Here is a 24,448-nt window from a genome sequence, read left to right on the forward strand (position 1 = left end):
GTGAAGGGCAAAAAAAGCGGGTTTTCCATAATCGAACCGCATTATAAACCACTATAAATCATACGGTTACGTATTTTTCAGGGGCGACTAAATAGCTTGATATTTGTGATGATGAAAACCACAATTTCACTCAAGCTCTTTAAAGCTGGTTGAGCCTTTACCTAGTGTTTTGGCTCGTGGCTGCGCCTCAGTCGCCGTTAAGACTGGGGCCTATCTCTTACAAACTACTCGAAATCACAAGCCCCAGAAACGAGTAACCCCTCACAGGGCGCTGATCTAACGGGTAGCGGGAGGGGTGTTGTTGACGCGATTTTAATATCAAAAGCGCCAAATAGCGCGATATTATTTGATGTCGCTTTTTAGTTACTGTTTGCTAAATTGCACAGTTGGTAAAACAACTCTTGGCAAACGCAGTCGTTCACATTGAGTACTCAAAAACTCGCGCCAATAAGGCCAAATATGGTAGCTAGCATTTTTCAGTGCAAATTCATCAATCGCTGCCTGTTCTAGTTCTGCTGCGACTTGGTATTCTGCAATAAAGTCTGCTTCAACAAAGGCTTTAATATCAGGTTCGCCATTTTCCTTAGGATTCACCCAACGAGTCCCCAAACGGATATAAATGCGTACCAGATGGCCATCGCCATCAATATCGATCAATTCACTTCGAAGAACAACATGCATTTGTTGCACTAACAACGCTTCAAGTTCCGTGGATTTTGGGTCAAAGTCTTCAATACACTTAGCTTGGCACGATTTAACGTATACATCCTGTATCACTAAAGCATCAATAGCCTGTTGTAACGATTTTGATACTTTTTTAACCATAACACGCCTCTAGTTCGAGTTCGTGCGATGCAACAACTCTCGTCTTTCGAGCAGTCGATGAGAAATCCACTACAGCTACATTTTTCCAGCTTGTCTGGATATTACGCTCAACACCCGCATCCAACATCAACTTATCTAAAGCAGCTGGCACTTCCGCCGCTAAACGGAGCAGTTTATCCATTGCGTCTGATTGCATCACATCGTCTGATTCGTACTTGGAAAAAGCAACAGGGCCACCACCAAACACTTTTGCAGCATCAGCCTGTTTTAAGCCCCAGCGTTTACGCAAGACCTGGAGTTCATTACCCGTTAACAAGCCTTGCACCTGCTTTTTAAAAGCAATCATTGCACGCTTGTTAAAGCGAGCTTCAGCAGTACCAGTCTGTTCACTGCCACAGCAATCACACACTGCATACTGGCTTTCAATTTGACCTTGTTGACCTAAATGCTCAACTGTAACCCTCTCAGTATGGAGAGTTAATTGGCCCATCTCACAAATTGGACAAGTTTGACTATTCATCACATATCCTCAGCGCGACAAATGACAAGAAACCAATAATAACAATTTACCTGTCTTGCCTATCGCAAATTTCACATAGTATTCGTAGCGCATTTCTTTGTACGCATACTCCACCCATTCATCCCGAAACAAGCGGTAACCATCGCATGCAGCCCAAGGTCCAGTTGGTTTTTGTACACACCATTGCGAATTCACATACTGACCTTGAGTAATAGCTTGCCTTATAAGCTTTTGCACATCAGCTATCTCATACGACAGCTGCTGAACATGACTTTTACACTGCCTAGTCCATAAAATAGTTGCACTCTCACCTACTTCCAATAGGTTTAATACATCTTCTACCGGATATAACGGCCCGTCAGAGATATAATGTCTGTCATGCCCAACTTCGCTAGGAGGTAGGCCTTTATAGGCGCTTACATTTATCACATTATTTACCATAGTGGTAAATCAATCCAGTTAAAGTTGAACATTTAACCTCACACCATTGCCTCTTCGTACACTTTTTCAACCTCGGTAAACTTAGTGACGCTCTCTAGGCGCGTTAAGGTTGTGAGTTTCATCGAGTTTTTCATTGGACGATGCGGCACATTGGTCACTGGCGTTTGCAGTGACAGTGGTTTGCCTAACTCAAATAAATAATACAAATCAGCAGAACCTGACTTCTTACCCGCTTGATCTTCGGTAATGGCGTAGCGTGGTAACACTGCAACTCGCTTAACCGGCCAAAGTTTGTCAATTTGCTTGCTTGAGCTTTGGGTATCAGAGGTAGACGCCAACGCTAAATATCGGATTTCATCGGCAATATGCTGCTTAAATTTCTGCAAAAACGTGCTTTTCGGCAGGTGATACCACTGCGCTGTGCCTTGCTCAAATTGTTCAAAGTAGCCATTATCTCGGCCACGTTGCCCACCCAGTGCCACCGTCATCGTCAAATCAGGGTACAGCACTTGGCGCATGCCATAATACGGTATGCGTGCGGCCTCTTGTACATAGAGCCTTTCCGCCATGTCGGTTACTGGGTATGCTTGCACTGTCTGTGTATTCGGCTCTGTGCCAATTTGCGCTTTCAAGAAGTCTAGTAACCACTGATGACCGGAATAACAACTCTTAGTCTGGTTTGTATCAGCTTCACTAGACTCATTTTGGCTAGGCAAGAGGGCAAAGGCACCAATACCCACTTCTTCTATCGCGGCTGCGTAGGGGTTGGTTTTTGCGGCTTGATCAAAAAAGCCTGGGTATAAAGCAAACGCACCAAAAACTGGGCGGCTTTTTTTGCTGGGTTGTCCTGCGGAATTGGATGAAGAGTCAGATAAACGGATGAGAGCATCCCGATAACGGTGCATTTGGTTGATAGCATCGTCTGGTACGTAATCCGTATTTTCAATATCTTCATTGTAGTCATCAAAGCGGTTTTTCTCGGTTTTAATGCGATACTTGGCATCAAACAACCAAATAAACTGCTTTTCTTCTGATGAGTCTGCTTTTGTTAAATGGGCGCTTTTGGGCAGTGTCACTTCCAGCACAATATCCGGTTCTTGGTTAACCAAGTACGAGCGTATAGATTGGCCCTTTTTGGTAAATTTAGGCTCGTGTGCCAGCCTAGCTGTCACGCCATCGCTGCGTTTGAAACGAAAGGCACCGACAAAACCATCTTTTAGTTGGTACTCAAAAAAGTCATTTTGGGTGAGCTTAGTCGCACTGTTTTCCACCAATTCAAAGCCGAGATCCTGCTCTAAAAGCTGCTTCAAACACAAAAAGCACCACACTTCGTAAATCTCAGCCACCGACTTCATTGAAATGCTCGACTGATTGCCAAACACATCTAAATAAAATTTCAGCTCCTGCCAAATACGATACACCGCGCTGTAACCGGTTTTTTGCTGAAGCACTAACGACTCACGGCTTAACCCTGTGTATGCACCCACCTCTTTTAAAAAACTCTGACCTAACACTTTTTGCAGCGGCTGCTGCCAACTATGCAGCTCATTTAAAAATGAATCAGACAACCGTTGCCGTTCTGGTGCTTGGTTACTCTGCCTAAGCTTTTGTTCAAACTCCGCTAATTGCCGCTTACTTTTACTCACCGCCATTTTGATAAAACGGTTTTCTGGGGTATCGACACTCAGTTGCTTTTTTTCGACTGCATAGCGCTTATCGTACTGGCCATTCGCAAAGTCTTGCTTAACTTTCTCGGCTAACTTATGTGGCAGGCGGCCTTTTAATTTGGCCGCTTTAATATTGGCTACCGTCGGTTGCAAACGGCTATGGGGTGCGGCACAAATCACTTTCAAGCCTTGCTCAAAACGCTCCCGTAACGCGGCAAAATTAGCCAACCACATCAGTGGAAAATGCCCACGTTGCTGGCTTGTCGCTGCATCTTGCTCGGTTTTTTCGACCAAACTAAAGCGCCAAAGAGGGTAAACTTTGTCTATAGCTTGGTACATGGCGGGCAAGTCTTGGTGAAGTGCCATTTTGGTTGGCAACACTTCAAAGGCAATATGCTGAGTCTGTGTTTTGCCATTAAGCTCAAACGTGAGTGGTAAACGCAACCACCCCACATCATTGCCGGTATTAATCGTGCCGGTTAAACGTGCAGGCACCACGCCCCTTAACGTTTTTACTTCGGGAGCAAAACGAAATGCCTCATTCACGCTTTGGCTGCGATGGGTTAACCGCGCATTAGTTACTTCACTAAAAAAGACCCACTCAAACTGGTATTGAGTATTCTCAAAAAACAGCGGGGAATTTAATGTCAGCTCAGCGTGTTTCGCTAAGCCATTGGCAACAAGATCGTTTTCGGCTAAGTCACTTTCATCTAACCCACTTTGTACCAAACCATCTGCAACAAGCCCCTGCGGTTCAATAGCATTGCTCAGCTGCGCCGCAGGCGCAAAGCGCAATTCGTAGCTAGGTTGTACATCATTAGCGCTCCCCCTGTGCGCCATTGTATTCTGGTACACACTCAACCGCTGGCTAATATCATTCGCCCAGACCGAAAACTCAAAGTCAGGGGTTTGTAATCGTATTAACTCTGGCATTCCCTACCACTCCTTACACCATCACTGAACGGGTTCTGCTTATAGGTTGCATTCATTGCAGAAGGCATCAAACAGCAACGACTCATTAAGGCCAGAAACTGGTAAAGGTGGCACTGGCTAATCGCTCGCTCATCCACTTCAATTTTGTTTTTGAACGGCAAGGTATACGAAGTACTTTTTCCTCATCAGTAGCACCATCAGCCACGATTTTCTCACGATACAAGTCAGGACGTTGGTTTGCTTCGTCTGTGTCAGACGCTAACCAAATGGGGGCTAACTGGTCTGAAAGCACAGCGCTAAGCTCTTCCAACAAATCCTTACGATTTGATGTAGTCAGTTTGTCGGTATCGCCTTCGATACGCGGCAGAACCTTACACATCATAAAGTCGTCCCATACGGCTTTTAAGGTCAGGTCATCTTGTGGTTGGCTGCTGGCCACCGCAAGTAGCAGTTCATTGAGCGCACGGAACGCTAATTCAAACGGTGTATTTTTTAGCACAGTGTTGACTGCCGATAAAAACGCAACTGTTTTTGTGCCATCCGCATCAAAGGTATTGTCTAAGTCTGCTTTGCTGGCGTTTGACCAAATGGGGTAACTAAGGCGCTTATTGCAGCTAGTTGGGGTGAAAAAGTCGTGATAGTCATTAGGGAAAAACGCACCAAAATCAAAGCTCAGCGCTCGGTCAATCACTTTGCGTGAAAAACCATGGGTGGTTTCATCCATATTCACTGTGCCCGCAACAAGCAGATTAAACGGAATACCTAAACCATATTGGCAAATGAGTTCCCAAAGTTCGTTATACTTACCATCATCAGCGCTACCAAAGCCTAGTGCTTCGCGCAGCTTTTCTTTGTCCGCAACTTCTTTAATGGTGGCGGGTTTTAATAGCGCATCACTGCTGTAGGTAAAGCTATCACCCGTCCAACACCATTCGCGGGTTTCCAGCACCGACAAATAATCAGCAAAATACTGCTCAACAGGGGCAAGGTTCATTTCATCCAAACACAGCCAGTAAGGTAATACCTGTTCAAGTGCATCACGCTCACCTGATACCACTAAGCGTTTACCTAGGTCTTTGCTCTCTTGCACTGCAACGGTTAAGCCGCTATCAGCAATGGCACGCCAAGCTTTGGCGATAAACTGCAATACATCAGTAGTGATATATTCGGCTTCGCCGTCTTTTGCAAGGCGAGAAATATAACCAAGCAAATCACTTGGCTCATGCCAGTCAGGGCGCACCGAGGTTAAACAATAGGTTTCAGCAAACTGCTGTGATGTTTTTGCTTGCTCACGCACAAAGCGGGTTTTGCCTGTGCCTGAGATACCTGCGAGAAGGAGGAATGGTTTGGATAAAAGCTGCGCATCTAACGGCTTTACTGCATTTATTCTTCTTTCCTTTTTTGCATGCTCATTTGGTGAAAAAGACAAAGCTAAATTTTCTATTTTTTCTATCGTTACGTTTAGCGATTCTGGGCTTAAGTCAATTACATTGTCGTCATAATCAGAGAAATTTTTCTCAGTTGCCCAATTGATTATTTTAGAAAATGTAGTAAAGCATGGCTTCGTTTGAACCGTAATCATTGAATTAAGAATCAAATCAGTGAAATATTTAGAACCATTATCTCGCCATTCCTTTTCAACATAACGAGTCATCGAACTAAATTCTTTTACATTAGACCTTATATCTTTTAGCCCACTCAAAATTGACTCTAAAGATAATGTAAACTCTTTAACACTTCCACGCTGACCGCTATTTCTGAAGTTTACAAAACCACCTAAACTCCCGAGACTACAAGGAAACTTAGATTGCCCTGAAACTGAATCGAAGTAAGTATTTAAATCTGTCATATTTCCTATTCCATCAGTGAGCGTATTTGACGTGCAAGTGCATTAATCACGTTGACTGTAACACTATTGCCGAATTGTTTATAAGCTTGTACTTTTGAAGAGCTTGGCTCAAATTCATCAGGAAATCCCTGCAATCGTGCCGCCTCTCTTGGGCTAATTTTCCGAGGGTTTTTTCCAGCCTGCTCAATCAACACTTCACTACCATCTTTATAATATCTAGCCGAGATAGTATTGGTGTAAGGTGATTCTTCCGTAACTAAACCAAAGCCAAAGCCTTTGCCATTTTTCTTGTTTTCAATTTTTCGACGTTGATGGCCTTCCCATAATCTATCCGAAATAGTTAATTTAGGATCTGGGTTTTCCTCAAGCTTATCTCCAACTTTAACTTCAATACCTAGTGGTTTTGGGTACTCAAAGCTTTTAACTTCGCCATCACGCCATAAAACAATGTATATGCGCTGTCTATTCTGCGGTATTCCAAAGTCCACTGATTTAAGAACCATTTCTTTGGCTAAGGTTTGAATTTCCTTTGTAGAACCATGCTCAATAACACTTTTAGGAATATTACAGCTATATCCCATTTTGGTTAACGTTTTTAAAATAACCTTGAGCGTATAGCCTTTATCATGGCTAATTAAACCTTTCACATTTTCAAGCAGCGCAAACTTAGGCTTTTTCGTTTCTAGAATATTGGCTATGTCATGAAATAGAGTACCACGGGTATCTTCAATCCCTAGTTTAAGGCCTGCATGCGAAAATGGTTGGCATGGGAAGCCAGCCAAAAGAACGTCATGATCAGGAATTTCATCCGCAGGGATCTTTGTAATATCACCAAAAGGAATCTCGCCATGATTATTTTTGTAGGTTTGCTGAGCATGCTTATCAAATTCGGAAGAAAATACACAAACGCCGCCATTTTGTTGGAAACCGAGTCGAACCCCGCCGATACCTGCAAATAAGTCGATAAAACGAAATTTGGCGTCAAAATCAGGCTTTAGTTTTAAAGCACCAAATACCTCATTAAAGAACGCGTTACGCGTTGTGTATAAACCATTTTGCTGTAGCAGACTGATTACACGTTCTTTCAGTTGTTCTGGCTTGCTGATTTCTGGATTACAGTAAAACTGGCTATCAGTCGAGATGGCGTGTAACCATTGATCAATTACCGCTTCAACGTCACTGTCTTGTGGCACATGCTCGAGTGCTAAGGGTTTAATAATTTCTTCTGCTTGTAGAAGGACGTTGGTTTTATTGCTCATTATTAACTACTACTAAAAATTCTTGATGGATGACGGTAGGGCGAAGCATGTTTTTTGTACTTTGCATTTCAACTAAGTTGTACTTGCCCAATGTTTTTAATGTTCTCGACACATTACTGACCGCTCGACCTGTGAGCATGGCCAGCTCAGTGACCGATTGCGGCTGTTGCTCGGCAATTACTTTTAACAACTGCTGGTTTTCTTTCGACAGCACATTGGCCACCGATTTCAGCGAGTCGAACCAGATATCAACAGGGTAATCAGGGTCGGGCGTTTGCCCTTTAATGCCAATCACGCAGCGCGATTGTTTGAGGTTTTTCATATTTCTCTACTGACTAAAATTGAAGATGAAACCTAAGAATGGAAATAAGCGATCAAGTCTTTAACGTCATCGGATCTAAAAATATCGTTCTTGGATGTGTCGCTATAAATTTCGGGATTTTCATCATCCCCTTCGTTGATGGCGCAGCTTATGGCATATCTTGGTAAGTCATCACGCTCTCGATACTCAGCATTTTGGTGCTCAACCCAAAGCAGATAGTACTCACCATCCTGACGAAAGTAGAACGACGCGCAAGCATCGTTTGGCGATGTATTGTTAACCAGCGTTACTGGTATATCGTGAGAATTAAACCCAAATTTAAGCTCTTCCATTACATGGCCCTTGATAACTGTTCATTTATACATGCCCGACATCTTATCATCTACTGATTAGATCACAAGGTTATTTTCCATCATTCAGTGCAATGGTCATTTTCGATTGCTGTGATTGCACTAGCTGAACCCCGCCGACCAGAGGTCTACACAAAGTTACTCCATAGGTGACAATCTGTAGACCTGAAGGCGGAGATACACGTTTTCAGCTAAAGGCTCAAAGAGGTCTCTGACCCCATAAGAAAAATACTGTCTTTAGAACCATCAGAATCAATCACTACCTCTGAGATACCGCTATCCCCATAGACTGATTTGAAATCAACCGCACACTCATGATCAATCTTGCATCGAATTACTTCAATGTAGGTGCTGCCTTCTTTCTCAATCAGCTTAATACCGGGCGAAAAATGAAGGCTCTCCAAAGGTGTTCTGTAGGTCAGAAGGTAACCACGGTTTGTTACCGATAAGCTGATACCACTCAGCTGCTCTGGTTCGTACCTGGTGGGGTTACCGGCGGGTGAAGCGTAACTGGTCGCAGCAAAAACGAGTGTGATGAGAAGAGTGAGGTATTTCATTGGTTCGGCCAGATAGCGGTGTGCTTCTGCGGTCTTCTTTAATGCTGCCCTCGTTTCGAGCTGAATGAGATTGGGCAAAGGTAGCTCGGTGGTTGTGTATTCACTCATCGATTGCGTCCCTGATGTGTTTCGTCCGTGATTATGTATAGATTTATGCCGAATTCTATACATGTAACGGATGACATATATAGAAAAACTGATTTTCTATACATGTCGAACCCAGTAGGAATGATCAGGAACGGTTCAATATAAGCCGAAACTAATTTACCGCACTTCGAGACTTCGACCCTTGCGTATCTGGTAACGATTGAGAGCAAGCCTTGCCGGTTAGGCATCAAGGCGGCGCAAGGCTTTTTGTTTGCGCGCCCTGCGCGTTTTTAAGATTAGGCTCCGCACATCACCAGCTCGCGCTGGCGTTTTTGGCGGTTAAACAGCATCAAAAGGATAATGCCGGCTACCGAGGTCGCCGCACCCGCAAGGGACACCGCCGGTAAACCAAGGCCAAGGTGAATAACCGCACCCCCTAAGGCCGCGCCAATCGCGTTACCTAAATTGAAAGCACCGATGTTCATGGCGGAGGCCAGATTCGGTGCATCGCTTGCTTCATCCACCACCAAACTTTGCAGTGGCGGTACTACGGCAAAACTTGAAATCCCCCAAAAGAAGATCAGCGGTGCCACGATGTAAGGGTTTTGCATCGTAGCGGCGAACACCAGCAACAATACAACGGTACTGATCAGGGCGGTCATCAAGGTCGCGGTCAGGTTTTTATCGGCCATTTTGCCCGACACCCAGTTACCCACGGCCAAGCCAGTGCCGTACAGTACCAACATGACCGTCACAAACAGGGTGGATTGCTGAGTCTCATCCTGAAGGATCGGGGTAATGTAGCTGAACACGGTAACATCGAGCTGGCACCCACAACGGTCAGCAACAGCGCAAACATCACCGGGCCTTTGGTCAGCACTTTAAGCTCATCTTTCATGCTGGTTTGCCCATCGACTTCCAGCTTAGGCAGAGATACCCGAAGAGCCTCTAACGTGATCAAACCAAGAACCGTCATGCCGCCAAACGCGGTACGCCAGCCGATAGTTTCGCCCACGTAGGTGGCTAAAGGTACACCGCCTATGTTGGCAATGGTCAAACCCGAGAACACAGCCGCCACGGCGCTGGCTCGTTTTTCCGGCGGTACCAACTGGGCGACAACAGCACCTACCCCAAAGAAGGAGCCATGGTTAAACGAGGTAATGATGCGGCCCACCATTAAGCTTGCGTAGCTGTCGGCTAAGGCAGAAACCAAGTTACCGAGGGTGAAGATGCACATCGAGAGCAGCAACAGATTGCGACGGGACATTTTGGCAAAGCCCAACGTCAGAATCGGTGCGCCCACAACAACGCCAAAGGCGTAGGCACTGATCAGCATGCCCGCGGTTGGGATGCTGACGTTTAAATCATCGGCGATCACCGAGAGCATCCCCATCGGGGAGAACTCCGTAACACCAATACCAAAAGCGCCAAGCGCTAGGGCTAATAGCGGTGCGTTTACATTCATTTGGATGTCCAAGACAGTTAATAGTTGATCAGAACGATCAGGAATTACGCCTATGATGAGGCTTTTACCGTCGCGGTGACAGTCAATTGAGTGTTCGCAAAATCAAAAGGGAAGACGCGCGCCAGAGAGCACCGGCGCGCACGGGGGTTAGGCTTTCGCTTTTGGCCAGCCGATCAAGATGCTGATTAAGGCGGTGATGCCCAAAATCCAGCTGTATTGAACATGGCTGATCAGCTCCAACGGAGATACACCGGCAAGCGAGGAGGCCAGCAAAATCTGAGCGCCATATGGGATCAAACCTTGCACCACACACGAGAAGATATCCAGCAAGCTTGCGCTGCGCTTAGGGTCCACGTTGTAGCGATCGGCGATGTCTTTGGCAACCGAACCACTGATCAAAATCGCAACCGTGTTGTTAGCGGTACACAGGTTGGTCAAAAAGACAGAGCTACTGATGCTGAGTTCACCAGCACGGGTGGAGCCTTCTTTGGCGCCTAGCGTGCGGCTGATCTTCTCGATGCTCTGTACGATCCAATCCAGACCGCCTTGGGTTTTCATCAGCGCACCTAAACCACCGATCAACAGGGACAGCACCATGATCTCCAACATGCCGGTGTAACCGTTGTAAATATCAGAAGACCACGTCGCCACGGTGTACTCATCGAGTTTGGATAGGCCCAGTAAACCTGCCAACAAAATACCTGTCATCAAAACCACAAGGACATTTACACCCAGTACCGCCAGTACCAAGACCGCAACGTAGGGCAGAATCATCACCACATCGTAATCGCCGATCTCGTTGATCTGCGCTTCTGAGCCTTGGAAGAATAACCACACTAAAGCAATTAACGCAGCAGGCAGGGCGATCTTAAAGTTCATGCGGAATTTATCGCGCATCGCACAGCCTTGGGTACGTGTCGCGGCAATGGTCGTATCGGAGATGATCGACAAGTTATCCCCAAACATCGCACCGCCTACCACAGCACCCACCGTGACCAGCAGCGGTAGGTCCGTAGCCGTCGTTAAGCCCACAGCAATCGGCGCAATCGCGGCAATGGTACCCATGGATGTCCCCATGGAGGTCGCCACAAATGCGGTAATAACAAAGATACCTGGCAAGATGAGGCTGGATGGGATAATGCTCAAGCCAAAGTTAACCGTGGCATCCACACCGCCCACCGCTTTGGCGACCGAAGCAAAACCGCCAGCCAATAGGTAGATCAACACCATGGTGATGATGGTCGGGTCACCCACACCTTTCATAAAGGTGTCGATGCGCTCGTTAATAGCACCACGGGCAAGGAGGATGGCCAAAACCAGAGCCGGCAAAATCGCTACCGGTGCTTGCAGTTGATAAAACGCGAAATCCGTCCCTTGGCTTTGGTACCAAAGGCCGCTGCCAACAAACAGCGTTAAAAAGAGGATCAAAGGCAATAATGCCAGAGGAGTAGGCTTAGTCATGTTGTCTGATGTTTCCAGATCGTTATAAGTAGGGCTTGTGGCCACGATAGAGGCGGGCATGATAAGGGAAACCCGAACCTGACTCCATATCAAAAAATCATTTATAAAATCGGTTTTGTTATAACCAAATGATCTTACTGGTTTTGCTGAGCCTGTTTTTAGGAATATGGTGAGGCGGTTGTGCGGAGCAGTAAAGAAAGAAGGATCACTCCCGAGTTAGGAGCGATCCTTCTGGTGACGTTATCGTCGTGATTAGAAGTCTGAAATTACACTTCTGCTTTGTAGCGTTCGGCCATCGCATTGGCGGCGCGCATCGCTTGATACACATCGTCCTCGGTCAGGTTCATTGGCATGTTGCCCATGGTGTCGCCCTCGGCGCAGGCGATTTTGGCAACGGTACGCCATTCGGATTCCACAAAGTTTTTAAGACCCATGTCTCGTAAGGTCAATGGAAGACCGGCAGTTTTGATGATGCGCACGACCTCGTCGATCTCTTCGGTCGGGGCGTTCTCAAGGACCAGTTGGGTCAGCAAGCCAAAGACCACTTTTTCGCCGTGCTGGACGTGGTGCAGCTCCGGCACCGCCGACATACCATTATTCACAGCGTGTGCAGCGGCAAGTCCGCCGGCTTCTGCGCCAACGCCGCTCAGGTAGATGGTCGCTTCAATGGTTTGTTCAAGCGCTGGGGTGACCAGTTTGTTCTTAACCGCATCCATCGCGGCATCCACATTCTCGCTCAGCAGTTCAAAGCAGAGCTGCGCCAAACCAAGGCCGGTTCGGGATGGGCGCTTCAGCACTAAATTAACCCCATCGGAGCGATAGCACGCGCGGGCTTCAAAGTAGGTGGCCAATGCATCGCCAATGCCGGCGGCGAAAAACTTCGCAGGTGCTGCACACAAAATCTCGGTATCGGCGATAACAGCATCGGGGTTTTGTGGCAGGAACAGGTACTGATCAAACTCACCTTCTGCGGTGTACAAAACCGCTAATGCCGTACAAGGTGCATCGGTAGAGGCTATGGTGGGGTACAGCACAACCGGAAGCTTATGGTAGTAAGCCACCGCTTTGGCCCAGTAGGCCTTTGCCGATGACAAACTTTTTAGGGGATGTAACGGTGCGAGGGACAATGTTCATACTTCCTCCTTGAACGGCATCTTGTTTGGATTTTTTATCAGTATTATCTAATGTACAAACGTGAGACCGACCAGTGATCCGCAAAGTTCAGAGCACTTATGTGTTGCACGACTTAAAACAATAAAAGAGGGGATGAAGTGAATTTTACGGGTTTTCCAGCATGAATATTGCAAGTGTAAATCGCGCGATAACAGTCATGTTTACGCGACATAAACGCAAAAAGCCCCCGAAGGGGCTTTTGATAAAGTGATGGTAACGTCTGTCTACACAGATCGCTTTGGCATGATTCGCAGCTTCGGGGCCAACATCGATTGTGGGCTGAGCAGGTCGTCCAGTTCCTCTTCTGACAATAAGCCTTCAGCAAGGATTAAATCGCGCACGGTGCTGCCAGTGTGCAACGCGGTTTGCGCAATGCGGCTGGCGTTGGAGTACCCGATGTGCGGCACCAAAGCGGTGATGCTGCCGATGCTGATGTTCAGAAGATTCGCGCAGCGCTCGCGATCGGCTTCGATCCCTACGATGCAACGCTCTTCCAGCATGGTGCAGGCTTTACACAGCATGCGCATGGAGTTAAGCAAGTTGTAGATGATCAAAGGCTCCATGGCGTTTAACTGTAACTGGCCCGCTTCGGCGGCCATGGTAACGGCCAAATCGTTCGCGATCACTTGGAACGCCGTTTGGTTAACCGCCTCCGGGATAACCGGGTTTACTTTACCCGGCATGATGGACGAGCCAGGTTGCATCGGTGGCAGTTTGATCTCGCCAAAACCGGTGCGTGGGCCGCTCGATAGCAAACGTAAGTCGTTGGCGATCTTGCTCAGTTTGACCGCAAAGCGGCGAAGAATACCCGAGAACAGGACAAACGCGCCCATATCCGAAGTGGCTTCCACCAAGTTGGCGGCAGGCACCATGGGCTTACCGGAAAAGTCAGCTAAGTAGCGTACCGCGAGTTTCGCGTATTCTGGGTGGGTGTTGATGCCCGTACCGATCGCGGTGCCGCCTAAGTTCACCTCGCACAGCAGAAGGCAGGCTTCTTTTAAGCGGTCGATGTCTTCCCCAAGGTTTACGCCAAACGCGTCAAACTCTTGGCCAAGTGTCATCGGAACCGCATCCTGTAACTGGGTGCGGCCCATCTTGACCACATCGGCAAACTCAGTGCCTTTGGCGTGGAACGCATTTACCAAAGATTGAATCGTTTCGATCAAAGGCTCTGCGGCAAATTGAATCCCCAAGCAGGCAGCGGTTGGATACGCGTCGTTGGTGGATTGGGAGCAGTTCACATCATCGTTAGGGTGCAGTTTTTTATACTCACCTTTAGGGTGACCGAGCTTTTCCAGCGCCAAGTTTGCGATCACTTCGTTCGCATTCATGTTGGTGGACGTGCCCGCGCCACCTTGGATCAGGTCCACCACGAATTGATCGTGCAGGTGGCCTGTGCAGATATCATCACACGCGTTCATGATGGCATCGGCTTTGGTTTGATCCAGTGTGCCCAGTTCCGAGTTGGCTTTGGCCGCGGCTTTCTTTACCAGCGCCAAGGCTTTGATCAGCTCTGGAAAGTGGCTGATAGGGACGCCCGTGATGGAGAAGTTATCCACAGCACGTTGTGTTTGGATGCCATACCAGGCGTCGGCTGGGATCGCCATGTCACCCAGCAAGTCGTGTTCGATTCGCGTATTCATGTGTTTGGGTTCCAACAATTAACGCCAGGGGACGACCTTATCGTGCCCTGGCGGGGTTACACGGCTACAAAACGACCTGAGCCATGTAGGGCTAAGGTCGGTTGAGTCGGTTAAGTCGGTTAAGTTACGAGTGTGTTTGCGCTTGCGTGCGGCTCTCTTTTGCATCGGTGGTGTTGGCCACACGATCTTCTGGTTCCAGCTCCCACGCGGTTGCATCGATGTTCAGGTCAGGGAAGCGCTTAGCATCAAAGGTTGGGTTTTTGATGCCGGCTTTAAGCTGATCATCGTAATCACGCATGATGCGAAGGCCCGTCTTAAACAGCATAGCAAGGGCAAACAGGTTCGCCAGCGCCAACAGACCCATGGTCACGTCGGCAAAGGCAAAGACAGTACCTAAGTCCATCAGGGCGCCCCAGCAGCACAGACAGATCACCATCACACGGAAGCCGTTAAACAGGTTCTGGTTCTCTTCGCTGAAGAAGTTGAGGCTGTTCTCGCCCAGATAGTAGTTGTACAAAATGGTGCTGAAGCCAAACAGCAGCAGCGCCACGCTGACAAACATACGACCCCATTCGCCCACATGATCGGCCAGTGCCATTTGCGTCAGGGCAACACCGCCGTGGTCTGCAATGGTGGCAGGGTCGTAGATACCGCTCAGCAAAATGATAAATGCGGTGCACGAGCACAAAATTAACGTATCAATAAAGACAGAAAACGCTTGCACGATGCCTTGGCTAGCTGGGTGCGGCACATAGGCTACCGCCGCCACGTTCGGTGCAGAACCAAGACCAGCCTCGTTCGAGAACAGACCACGCTTTACACCCATCATAATCGCAGCACCGATGCCGCCGCCGACAGCCGGTTCCAGGCCAAACGCGCTGTTAACGATCAGCATAAAGACATCGGGGATACGATCCACATGCAGGCCTAGCACTACGACTGCAATCGCAAGATAGCCAACGGCCATCACTGGTACCAAAATTTCAGAGACACGAGCGATGCGCTTAACTCCGCCAAAAATAATCAAGCCCACAATCAGCGCGAGAGCGATGCCGGTGTAGTAGGTCGGTACGCCAAACGCATCTTCAAACGAGGTCGCCACCGAATAGGATTGCAAGGCGGTAAAGCCGAAGCCAAACGTCACCAGCAGCAAGACAGAATATAAAGCACCCAGCCATTTCCAGTTGGTGCCTAGCCCGCGCAAAATGTAGTAAGCCGGGCCGCCGCGGTAAGTGCCGTCTTTTTCGGCCTTTTTGTAGGTTTGTGCCAGCGTACATTCGAAATAGCTGGTGGCCATGCCCATTAAGCCAACCACCCACATCCAGAAAATCGCGCCAGGGCCACCTAGTGTAATCGCTACTGCAACACCTGCGATATTACCGCCGCCAACGCGACCAGCGACGGACAACAGCAGGGCTTGGAATGAACTTAAGTGGCCGTGTTGATCCGGTTTAAAGGCTTGGTTAGCGCTCAGGATGGCAAACATACGGCCAAAATAGCGAAATTGAACAAAGCGAGAGGCTACTGTGAACAGCAAGCCAAGGGCGATCAGCACAGCGATGAGGATTTTGCCCCACAGCCAATCGTTGAGTAGGTCCAGCATGGTCTTCTCCGTTGCGACGTACGCCGCTGTTATTCTTGTTAGAAAGAGCGGTATTGAAACAAAGGAAAATGAGCGATCCTATTTGGCGATGTAGCGCTAAATGGTGTTGATGTTTGCTAAATAAGCATCATGTAGCGCTAACGCTGTGATGGGTTTTCGCTGAGATATCCCGTAACATGCTGAAAAATCGATCAATCAGGATGGAAGGTCATGCGAGAGGATTTCTCCCGAAATCTGAAGCTTTTGTGCAGTTATTACAAGTCGATTGCCGAGGTGTGCCGTCGATTAAAAATCAATCGCCCTCAGTTTAATCGCTATTTAGCCGGTGCCAGTAAACCTTCGGCCAACACCATGCTGCGTATTTGCGATTTTTTTGGGGTTGAGGAGTACGAGATCCTTCTGCCGCACGATCAATTCCAGCGCTTAATTCAGGTAAGGCCACGCACCCCAAGTGCCCAAACGCCCACCTTACCAGAATATGATCACATCAAAAAGCTGCGCCAACTCACCGGTAACGAGCTGGATAAGTACCTTGGGTATTACTTTGAGTATTACCAATCGATGGCATGTCCCGGCAAAATCCTACGAACCTTGATCTGCATCGAGCGCCAAGGGGATGCGGTGTACTATCAGCGCACCGAGCGCCTGCGCGAATTTCCCAGCGAGAAGGCGTACCACGGTATCTATCTTGGGTCGGTTAATTTCCTGACGGATCGGATCTTTATGGTCGATTACGAATCCCTAACCGGCAACGAAATGACCCAAACGATTCTGTATCCCTCCTTCAAAAATCGAGTATCGCGCTTAACGGGCCTAAAATTGGGGGTCTCTGGCAGTGGCGAGCGCATGCCGTGTTGTGCACGTGTGGTGTATGAATATCTGGGGGCTTCTGTCGATAAGCAGCGCGCTTTAGCGCTGTGCGGTTTGTATGATCAAGACTCGGACGAGATTGACCAATCCACAAAAGTGGCCATCCGCAATCAGATCGACCCCAGTGATTGGCATTTTCGAGCGCGTTTAGGATAGGAAAGCGGCCGACCTGTGATCGACCGCGAGCGGGTTCGTTACGCTTTAGCGGCTGCGGTTAAGCGCATCGCTGAGTCAGCGGCATTAGCTAGCTCTTTGCCCTTAATCACGAAGTGACGGCTAAAGTACTCTTTGTGCTCATCGTGTTCGTGGAAGTTATGCGGCGTGAGTACCGCAGTCAGCACCGGCACTTCGGTTTCTAGCTGGACTTGCATCAAGCCATTACACACCGCTTGCGCGACAAAATCGTGGCGGTAGATACCCCCATCGACGACTAATGCGCTGCAGGCAATCGCATCGTAGCGACCCGTTTTGGCCAGCAACTTAGCTTGCAGTGGGATTTCATAGGCGCCTGGCACCGGAATCACTTCGATTTTGTCGTAGTCATATCCACGCTCAACCAGCTCGGCACGAAAGCCTTCTAAGCAGTTTAAGACGATGTCGGTGTGCCATGAGGCATGTAAAAACGCGATGCGTTTAGAACGAACGGTAAATTCAACTTGGCTCTGATTCATGAGAGTTCCTGTAAATACTCAGATTGTCATGAGATCAGGGCGAACGGGCAGGCGTACGCGATGTGAGTCCTTACTACGCGGCTAAGCGTTGTAATAGAACACATCCTTGATAAGCCTGTCACGCTCTCTATCATCCGGACTATGACCGTCGGCTTCGGAATTTCACCGAATCTGCTGACCCTTACCACGTGTATGTGGCAAGGCGCTCGCGGGCTATCACCGCCGGTGGGGAATTTCACCCCGCCCCGAGAACGATGTCGATTCAATCGACACCGTCCAATATAGTGAGTGGCGAGGGGCGAGTAAAGGTACTTATTGGTCCAGAAACGGCATAAAACTGTTCATTTACAACGTTTGAGGTTTTCTCGCTAGTGATGCAGCTGTTCACTTAGAAATATTATTTTCGTTCACTCTTTCAGAGTCGGCCGTAGGGTTTTGCAAAAACAGAAACTCTCCGTTATTCATTTTCGGCCCGAACATTCCAAGATAGGGGAACACACTTGAGCGGGTGTTATAGACCACAAGAATGACACCAACAGGAATGATCAAGCCGACGATTGCAATGGGGTCGCTGCCAAGTGCAGGTAAGGTCTGAAGGATACCTAAACCGGTTAGCAGCATAATAGAGTTATACATTGGGCCTATATCAGCCCAAACACCCCACAGCATTACACTTGCAAACAAGGCAATAAAGCCCATAAAGAATACAGGCGAGATATCATGCTCAACGGCCATCTCCCAAGAGATCCACAACCCAATGAGAAGTTGGGCAACTAAGATAGCCAACACCAAGTTCACTTTACCCGCGTGTTCTTGACGAAGCTTAGGGTCGCAAAATTGTGAGATAAAAATTGCTGCCTTTTTCGCTGGGACATCCTTGTCGATTAAAGAGTGATAGATGTCGGGTTTGGATACACCAGCGGCGTGCTGATCACGAATGTAGGATTTTATGTCAGAATTGTTCATTTACAGTCCTTGTTAATGTTATGCCGACCGTCCTGGTCGGATTGCATGTGCTTTATGGGCGAATGTCAGCGTTAAATCGATTGCCTTTTTCTTTTTGGTAAATGTGATAAACAGACTCTAGCGTCTCTTTAGAGTCCAAATCTAGCTCTGCAGACTTGATGGCTATCATAGAAGATAATTAAAAGAAATCCTCACCTGAATCGTTTTTCAAATATGGGTTGGCACCTTTTTCATATAAAAAATTCATGGCGCCGGTATTTAGTGACATTAATGCCAGCATAATGGCAGAATTCCCACGGATATCTTGGTGGTTGATATCTGCGCCTGATGTTATCAATGCTTTCAAACAATCTAAGTTTTCTTGTTTATTTGATACTGCTATGTAGATAGCAGACCAGTCGTCAACAACCAGCTTAGAGCCATTGTTGATTAACAATTTTACTTTTTTAGGGTTACAAGGCGTTTCATATAAAGCGACGCCCAATGGAGGTAAGCCAGATAAAATCTCTTTATTTGTGTCTAGGCCCTTATCAATCAGTTTCTGGATATCATCTAAAGATCCATATTGAATAATGGCGAACTCAAGCGGTAAATCAGTACCGTCAATAGCATATAGAGGTGTTTTATCAGGTGAGTAGGTTTTTATATCCTTTGAAAAATCATAAATTGCTTCCGAAAACGATGGTGTAGAAAATAAAATGCAGCATATGATTGAAAGGAGAGAGAAGGGCTTCATTGTCTGCCTTTTCCTTTTAAAAGTTCAAAAACATTATGAAATTCACATTTTTCTTGACTAGCTATTGTAATTAAAACGCCAGCATAGTCTTTTGCTGATAGCATGTTTTTTGCTTTAAGAAAGAAATCAATATCACTATTGTTTCTGAAACAGTTTTTTATGTTTGTGTCTAATATTGCTAACAGAAAACCTTCATTCGCATTTTTGTCCAGAAGCGCGATGGCCGGGCACAATTAGTGCTCCTGATGCTTTTGACAATGAAGCTCTAATAAATGGACGTCCATACTTATTTTCTCTTATAAGAAAATAGCCATCTTGTTGAATTCCGAGAGATATACCATGTTCGGCTTTTAAGTACTCGCAAGCTAGTGTACCTGCAGTTCTGCCCATGGATTCATTAATCATTTGGTTAATTTCTTGATCTGTGCATACGCTCGTTGACACCTAAAGCTCCTTTTTAGATGGTGATTAGTGCTAAGGATGATACCGATAGAGGGGCTTTTATCAAGAGTGTCAAATTGGCTACAACGTTTCACCCAACTCCAATGAAAACGGCAGCGATATCACCTTTTGATCAACGGTTTCGCCTTTTAGGCGTTTAAGGAGCTGTTCGGCCGCTTGTTGGCCCATCTGTTCTCGCGGGGTGATGACGGTGGCGAGTCTTGGCACCATGGCTTGGGAGATATCATGACCATGGAAACCTGCGATGGCGATCTGATCGGGGATCGAGATCCCTTTGCGTTGGCAGGCGTAAAGTGCACCGATGGCAAGGTCATCGTTGGTGCAAAAGATGCCATCCATGTTGGGCCACTCGTTCAGTGCTTGGTCCAGCAAGGTTGCGCCGCGCGAGAAGGAGGACCCCGCTTCGGTTTGTACGCTGTGGGGTTCTAGATCGTGCGCGTGCATCGCTTTCTCGTAGCCGCGAATTTTTAGGCGGGTGCGCAAATCCATACGGGCCGCAAAATAGACGATATGTCGACGGTCACGCTTGATCATAAGGTCGGTCATGGCAAAGGCGGCGGCTTCGTTATCAAAACCGATGGCTTGCTCCATGGCGGGGGTCACGCTGTCCATCATCTCAACCACGGGGATACCTGCGGTTTTAATCATTTTACGGACGCGTTCGGTGTGGACACTTTCAGAGAGGATCAAACCATCGACGTTATAGCCCAACAAAGTCGCAATGCGGGCTTCTTCGGCGCTTTGGCTGTAGCCATAGTGAGCCAGCATGGTTTGGTAACCCGCGTCCTCTGTGACGGATTCAATCCCACGAATCACTTCGGCAAACACTTGGTTGGTCAACGAAGGGACCAACACACCAATCGCATAACTTTTCGATTTGGAGAGGATGTCCGGCACCCGATTTGGGATGTAACCAAGCTCATCCAATGCCGCTTGGATGCGCTCGTGCAGCGATTCCGATACCTGCTCGGGATTTTTCAGATAGCGGCTGACCGTCATCTTGGTGATGCCGACCTGGTCTGCTACATCCTGAAGTGTGGGGCGCTTGCCTTTACTGGTCATAAGTCATTGATCTGATTCAGTAGCGATAACATAGCACACTTGCCACCTAGGCCGAGAGTGCCTTGATGATAGCCTCGACAATGGCCTCTTTAGATTGGCGTATATCGATGTGGATCGCTTCGGTGGAATCGGGTTCGATCAAATCGCGGAATTGACTTTCGAGCATGCTTTTCCCGGCAAAGAAGTGGCCCTCACGCGCTTGGTGGCGCGACCAATTCGTTTCTATATCGCCCTTCAGATAGACGATGGTGGCGTCATTGCCGTCGGTCAATTGGCGACGATAGTGGGGTTTTAACCCTGAGCAGGCCACCACGGCGCGCGCTTCCTGATTGAGCAAGCGGTTGAGAGTGGCCAGCCATTCAGCGCGGTCTTCATCGTTAAGCGGTCTGCCTTGGCTCATCTTGGTAACGTTTTCGATGGGGTGAAAATCATCCCCATCGAAAAAGCGCAGTCCAAGTTGCTCGGCTAAGCGGGCACCAATCGAGGACTTCCCGCAACCGGAAACGCCCATCACGATGATTTTATTGGGAGTTGGCATCGGCATCTCCTATTTCCACCAAAGCGCCAGTTCTGGGAAGAAGATCACCAACGCCAGCGCCAGAATCTGCAACCCAATGAACGGAGTGAGTGCCGAGAAAATCTCGCCAAGTGAGATCTCTTTTGGCGCGACCGACTTCAAGTAAAACGCGGCTGGACCAAACGGCGGTGATAGGAGTGACACCTGCATATTGAGGCAGAACACCACACCAAACCAAATAGGATCAAGGCCAAGCCCTGTGATGATCGGCACAAAGATCGGCATGGTTAACAGCACAATGGCCACCGTTAAACCCGGTAAGAACAGAGCCTTGGCGTAGTTGATGTTTCGGGCATCGTCCTTGGCGATCTCCTCGGCGCTTGGCAGTGGGGCCAGCGATGGATTTAAGTAGCAGCGAATTAGCACGTAGGCGGCGTAAAGCCCAGCCAAAATGGCGGCGGGTAAAAAGGCGGCTTTGAACAGATCACCAATCGAGACGCTCGCGGTCTACCGTAGATGATCAACACAATGCTGGGGGGCATCATGGTGCCGAGCGCACCGCCTGCACAGGTCGTACCGATCGCAAGTTTACGGTCTTACCCTAAGCGCAGCATCTGCGGCAGCGCCAAAATGCCGAGTAGGACGGTTTCACCACCAATCACGCCCGACATGGAGGCCAGAATCACCGCAACGATACCGTTAGGATCTCTTGAAGATCTTCTGGCAGCTTATCCCATTTCTTTTGACTGACCGAGATATCAATCAAAGGCAGCGAGTGGAAGCCCGGTTGCACAGGGTGGGGGGGCACATCGTTCATGCCGGCTTTTTGGGTGGTCGAGAAGACGGTGTAATCAGCCGCGTCGATGACGCCTTTACTGAGGCCTGTGAACACCTCTGAACCCGGTAAGTTAACTGGTGCAGCGCCTGCAGCGGCAAACACTTGCTGAACCAAGCCTTCGGGTGCACGCAGTTTTAAGCCTTTAAGGTCATCTACACCATCCAGCGGTACTTTAGAGACAAAGGACTCAACACCTGTGGTCGAGCCACCTATAAACTTAACGCCATAAGGGGCGTAGAGTTCGGTCATCAATTCGTAACCGCCGCCGTAATTGATAAATTGCAGCAATTGTTGGGTGCTGGACCAGGCCCCTACGGTGTTACCGATTAAGCCAAAGGCTGGGTCCTTACCCGAGAAGTAGCCCGTTGCGGTCTTGCTGAACTTGGTAGTTTTTATCACCCGCAGGGTCCGACGATTGGATTTTAAAGGTGAAATCGGCAGCGGTGGCGGACAGTGAAATCAGTCCCGTAACCGCGGCGGCCAAAGAAGCTTTAAGGAGCGTAGTTGGAAGTGCCATAGTCTCGTTATCCTGTCTTTATTGTTGTTCAGTGATGACTAAAAACCGATATGTTACCGGTAACAAATAAAAATGTTACCGGTAACTAGGTGCTTTGGCAATTCATTTGGTTAAAAAATAGCTAACGGAAGAAAACGCAAAAGCCAGATGCGATGATCTGGCTTTTGGCGGGTGACAGGGATGTCAGGGCTTACCAGAATAGGTAAGCGAACCCTGTGATCACAACAATGCAGAGGATGTTCAATACCATACCAACCCGCATCATCTCGCTCTGCTTGATGTAACCTAGACCAAACACAATGGCGTTTGGCGGAGTGGCCACAGGCAGCATAAATGCGCAGGACGCCGAAATGGCGATCACAACCGACAGCACGATTGGCGACAGCCCCATGCTTTCAGCAATGGCGGCAAACACCGGGATCAAGATAGCGGCGCTGGCGGTGTTACTGGCAAACTCGGTGAGGAACACCACAAAGGTGGTGATCGCAATCAGGGTCAAGAATAGCCCAGCGTGATCTAAAAAGAGGGAGAGCTCTTCGGCCAAAAACTGGCTTGCGCCTGTGGCTTTTAGGACGCCACTTAAACAGATACCGCCACCAAACAGGATCAAGACGCCCCAGTCGGTGTTCTTCTCGATCTCTTTCCAGCTGACCACACGACATGCACACAAGAGCACAATCGCAGAGACGGCGATGACGGTGTCTAGGCTGGCGATACCGCCCACCCAAACTTTGATTTTGCTGCTAAAGATCCAGCTAAAGACCACGAGCACAAAGATCAGCATCGTAAGAATACGGGATGTGGTCCACTCAAGAGGCTCATAGTCCGTGCTAAAGCGGGTGGAGAGATTAGGTTTTGTTAGAAAATACAAGGTGGCTACCGCCAGTGGCAGAAGGATCAAGGTCACAGGTAGGCCAAGCTTCATCCATCCGGCAAAATCGAGTCCTGCTTCGGCGGCGGCAATGGCGTTAGGTGGGCTACCCACCAAGGTTGCGATACCGCCGATGCTGGCACAGTAAGCGATACCCAGCAGAATAAATAAGAAGGTTGGGCGATCTTTTTCGCCATCCATCTTGTCCATGATACCCAGAACCAAAGGCAGCATCATCGCCGTTGTTGCGGTGTTACTGATCCACATTGAAAGACCCGCGGTGACCGCAAACAGCATCAAGACAGCAACGCTCATGCGCCCCTTTGCCAACGAAACGACCTTACCGGCAATGGCTTTATCCAACTGCTGAACGTGCAGTGCAGCCGCCAACGCAAAGCCGCCTAAAAAGAGAAAGATAATGGGGTTAGCAAAGCTGGCTAGGGCGGCCTTTGTATCGTAAACGCCCGTCACAATGGCTAACAGTGGCACAATCAGGGCGGTGACGCTGACGTGCACGGCTTCGGTCAGCCACAAAATGGCAGCAAAGATTAGGATGGATAAGCCCGTTACAACATTGGCTTCAAACGGCAAGGTGTTCATCAAAATGGCAAACAAAACGATGTCTGCCACAAGAATCACAGGATTCCTGAGGTTAAGGGTCATTGGTTTCGTTCCGGCTCACAAAAGGTAGGCAGTGTAATGGAAATAACACATACAAATTGTGGATTTAGGACAACAAAACAGGAAATGAGTTTTGCCCACAGGCCCTTTGGGCGTACACCT

At 48.3% G+C, this 24,448-nt stretch carries 25 protein-coding genes, 1 pseudogene and 1 riboswitch; of the genes and pseudogenes, 1 reads left to right on the forward strand and 25 read right to left on the reverse strand.

All coding sequences use genetic code 11. The annotated features are described in order from the left end of the window. Nucleotides 1–363: 363 nt before the first annotated feature. From ACXAF9_RS15835 to ACXAF9_RS15905, 15 genes are all read right to left on the reverse strand, one after another. Complete coding sequence (locus ACXAF9_RS15835) at nt 364–825, reverse strand: hypothetical protein (protein ID WP_475075712.1); 462 nt, start codon at nt 823–825, stop codon at nt 364–366. Next, complete coding sequence (locus tag ACXAF9_RS15840; RefSeq protein ID WP_001088242.1) at nt 818–1,345, reverse strand: type II toxin-antitoxin system MqsA family antitoxin; 528 nt, start codon at nt 1,343–1,345, stop codon at nt 818–820. Before ACXAF9_RS15840 ends, ACXAF9_RS15835 begins: the two co-directional genes overlap by 8 nt. A 9-nt stretch (nt 1,346–1,354) precedes the next feature. Further along, a complete protein-coding gene (locus ACXAF9_RS15845) occupies nt 1,355–1,786 on the reverse strand; it encodes a hypothetical protein (RefSeq protein ID WP_475075714.1) in 432 nt (143 codons plus the stop codon). 38 nt (nt 1,787–1,824) lie between these two features. Then, nucleotides 1,825–4,386: a DUF2357 domain-containing protein gene (locus ACXAF9_RS15850; RefSeq protein ID WP_475075716.1), complete on the reverse strand. Its 2,562-nt coding sequence runs from the start codon at nt 4,384–4,386 to the stop codon at nt 1,825–1,827. Nucleotides 4,387–4,471: 85 nt separating this feature from the next. After that, nucleotides 4,472–6,235 (reverse strand): McrB family protein, encoded by a 1,764-nt coding sequence (locus ACXAF9_RS15855; RefSeq protein ID WP_475075718.1) that lies wholly within the window; start codon nt 6,233–6,235, stop codon nt 4,472–4,474. A 5-nt stretch (nt 6,236–6,240) separates the two neighbouring features. Further along, entirely contained in the window at nt 6,241–7,494 is a 1,254-nt protein-coding gene (locus ACXAF9_RS15860; protein ID WP_095481610.1) for a DNA cytosine methyltransferase, read from the reverse strand. After that, entirely contained in the window at nt 7,484–7,816 is a 333-nt protein-coding gene (locus ACXAF9_RS15865) for an HVO_A0114 family putative DNA-binding protein (protein WP_475075723.1), read from the reverse strand. The genes ACXAF9_RS15860 and ACXAF9_RS15865 overlap by 11 nt, the downstream gene beginning before the upstream one ends. Nucleotides 7,817–7,848: 32 nt before the next feature. Beyond that, the gene (locus ACXAF9_RS15870) at nt 7,849–8,148 is read right to left on the reverse strand and encodes a hypothetical protein (protein WP_475075726.1); all 300 of its coding nucleotides are present in this window, start codon (nt 8,146–8,148) and stop codon (nt 7,849–7,851) included. 209 nt (nt 8,149–8,357) lie between these two features. Further along, the gene (locus ACXAF9_RS15875; RefSeq protein WP_475075731.1) at nt 8,358–8,831 is read right to left on the reverse strand and encodes a hypothetical protein; all 474 of its coding nucleotides are present in this window, start codon (nt 8,829–8,831) and stop codon (nt 8,358–8,360) included. Nucleotides 8,832–9,106: 275 nt separating this feature from the next. Beyond that, nucleotides 9,107–9,622 (reverse strand): MFS transporter, encoded by a 516-nt coding sequence (locus tag ACXAF9_RS15880; protein WP_475075734.1) that lies wholly within the window; start codon nt 9,620–9,622, stop codon nt 9,107–9,109. Then, nucleotides 9,562–10,275 carry an MFS transporter gene (locus ACXAF9_RS15885; protein WP_475075736.1) on the reverse strand — a complete coding sequence of 238 codons (714 nt, stop codon included), beginning with the start codon at nt 10,273–10,275 and terminating at the stop codon, nt 9,562–9,564. The genes ACXAF9_RS15880 and ACXAF9_RS15885 overlap by 61 nt, the downstream gene beginning before the upstream one ends. Nucleotides 10,276–10,422: 147 nt before the next feature. Then, nucleotides 10,423–11,736: a Na+/H+ antiporter NhaC family protein gene (locus ACXAF9_RS15890; protein ID WP_475075740.1), complete on the reverse strand. Its 1,314-nt coding sequence runs from the start codon at nt 11,734–11,736 to the stop codon at nt 10,423–10,425. A 266-nt stretch (nt 11,737–12,002) separates the two neighbouring features. Beyond that, nucleotides 12,003–12,797, reverse strand: a complete 795-nt coding sequence (locus ACXAF9_RS15895; RefSeq protein WP_475075744.1) for a glycerol dehydrogenase — start codon at nt 12,795–12,797, stop codon at nt 12,003–12,005. A 336-nt stretch (nt 12,798–13,133) separates the two neighbouring features. Beyond that, a complete protein-coding gene (locus tag ACXAF9_RS15900) occupies nt 13,134–14,552 on the reverse strand; it encodes an aspartate ammonia-lyase (RefSeq protein ID WP_475075746.1) in 1,419 nt (472 codons plus the stop codon). A 124-nt stretch (nt 14,553–14,676) separates the two neighbouring features. After that, complete coding sequence (locus ACXAF9_RS15905; RefSeq protein WP_475075748.1) at nt 14,677–16,155, reverse strand: alanine/glycine:cation symporter family protein; 1,479 nt, start codon at nt 16,153–16,155, stop codon at nt 14,677–14,679. Between the two features lie 210 nt (nt 16,156–16,365). Between ACXAF9_RS15905 and ACXAF9_RS15910 the strand changes: the two genes are divergently transcribed. Continuing rightward, the gene (locus ACXAF9_RS15910; protein WP_475075751.1) at nt 16,366–17,181 is read left to right on the forward strand and encodes a helix-turn-helix transcriptional regulator; all 816 of its coding nucleotides are present in this window, start codon (nt 16,366–16,368) and stop codon (nt 17,179–17,181) included. A gap of 38 nt (nt 17,182–17,219) precedes the next feature. Here the strand turns inward: ACXAF9_RS15910 and ACXAF9_RS15915 are convergent, their stop codons facing one another. The 10 genes and pseudogenes from ACXAF9_RS15915 to ACXAF9_RS15960 all read right to left on the reverse strand — a co-directional run bounded on the left by ACXAF9_RS15915 (nt 17,220) and on the right by ACXAF9_RS15960 (nt 24,295). Next, the gene (locus ACXAF9_RS15915) at nt 17,220–17,696 is read right to left on the reverse strand and encodes a 6,7-dimethyl-8-ribityllumazine synthase (RefSeq protein ID WP_475075753.1); all 477 of its coding nucleotides are present in this window, start codon (nt 17,694–17,696) and stop codon (nt 17,220–17,222) included. A 118-nt stretch (nt 17,697–17,814) separates the two neighbouring features. Beyond that, nucleotides 17,815–17,953: riboswitch (FMN riboswitch) on the reverse strand. A 127-nt stretch (nt 17,954–18,080) separates the two neighbouring features. Then, nucleotides 18,081–18,662 carry a hypothetical protein gene (locus tag ACXAF9_RS15920; protein WP_475075755.1) on the reverse strand — a complete coding sequence of 194 codons (582 nt, stop codon included), beginning with the start codon at nt 18,660–18,662 and terminating at the stop codon, nt 18,081–18,083. Nucleotides 18,663–18,840: 178 nt separating this feature from the next. After that, complete coding sequence (locus ACXAF9_RS15925; protein ID WP_475075757.1) at nt 18,841–19,398, reverse strand: ankyrin repeat domain-containing protein; 558 nt, start codon at nt 19,396–19,398, stop codon at nt 18,841–18,843. After that, nucleotides 19,395–19,631 carry a hypothetical protein gene (locus ACXAF9_RS15930; RefSeq protein WP_475075759.1) on the reverse strand — a complete coding sequence of 79 codons (237 nt, stop codon included), beginning with the start codon at nt 19,629–19,631 and terminating at the stop codon, nt 19,395–19,397. Before ACXAF9_RS15930 ends, ACXAF9_RS15925 begins: the two co-directional genes overlap by 4 nt. A 289-nt stretch (nt 19,632–19,920) precedes the next feature. Further along, nucleotides 19,921–20,922, reverse strand: coding sequence for a gluconate operon transcriptional repressor GntR (gene gntR, locus ACXAF9_RS15935; RefSeq protein WP_475075763.1), 1,002 nt, complete (start codon nt 20,920–20,922; stop codon nt 19,921–19,923). Between the two features lie 46 nt (nt 20,923–20,968). Further along, nucleotides 20,969–21,460, reverse strand: a complete 492-nt coding sequence (locus tag ACXAF9_RS15940) for a gluconokinase (protein ID WP_475075766.1) — start codon at nt 21,458–21,460, stop codon at nt 20,969–20,971. 9 nt (nt 21,461–21,469) lie between these two features. After that, nucleotides 21,470–22,134: pseudogene (locus tag ACXAF9_RS15945) on the reverse strand (TRAP transporter large permease subunit); the annotation flags it as partial. Continuing rightward, a complete protein-coding gene (gene dctP / locus ACXAF9_RS15950) occupies nt 22,122–22,676 on the reverse strand; it encodes a TRAP transporter substrate-binding protein DctP (protein ID WP_475075769.1) in 555 nt (184 codons plus the stop codon). The pseudogene ACXAF9_RS15945 and the gene dctP, both read right to left, overlap by 13 nt. Next, on the reverse strand, nt 22,624–22,794 hold the full coding sequence (locus ACXAF9_RS15955) for a hypothetical protein (RefSeq protein ID WP_475075771.1): 171 nt from the start codon (nt 22,792–22,794) through the stop codon (nt 22,624–22,626). The genes dctP and ACXAF9_RS15955 overlap by 53 nt, the downstream gene beginning before the upstream one ends. A gap of 190 nt (nt 22,795–22,984) precedes the next feature. Further along, nucleotides 22,985–24,295: a DASS family sodium-coupled anion symporter gene (locus tag ACXAF9_RS15960; protein WP_475075773.1), complete on the reverse strand. Its 1,311-nt coding sequence runs from the start codon at nt 24,293–24,295 to the stop codon at nt 22,985–22,987. Between the last annotated feature and the right edge of the window lie 153 nt (nt 24,296–24,448).

The organism is Neptunomonas sp. ABH4_499 (assembly GCF_056160565.1).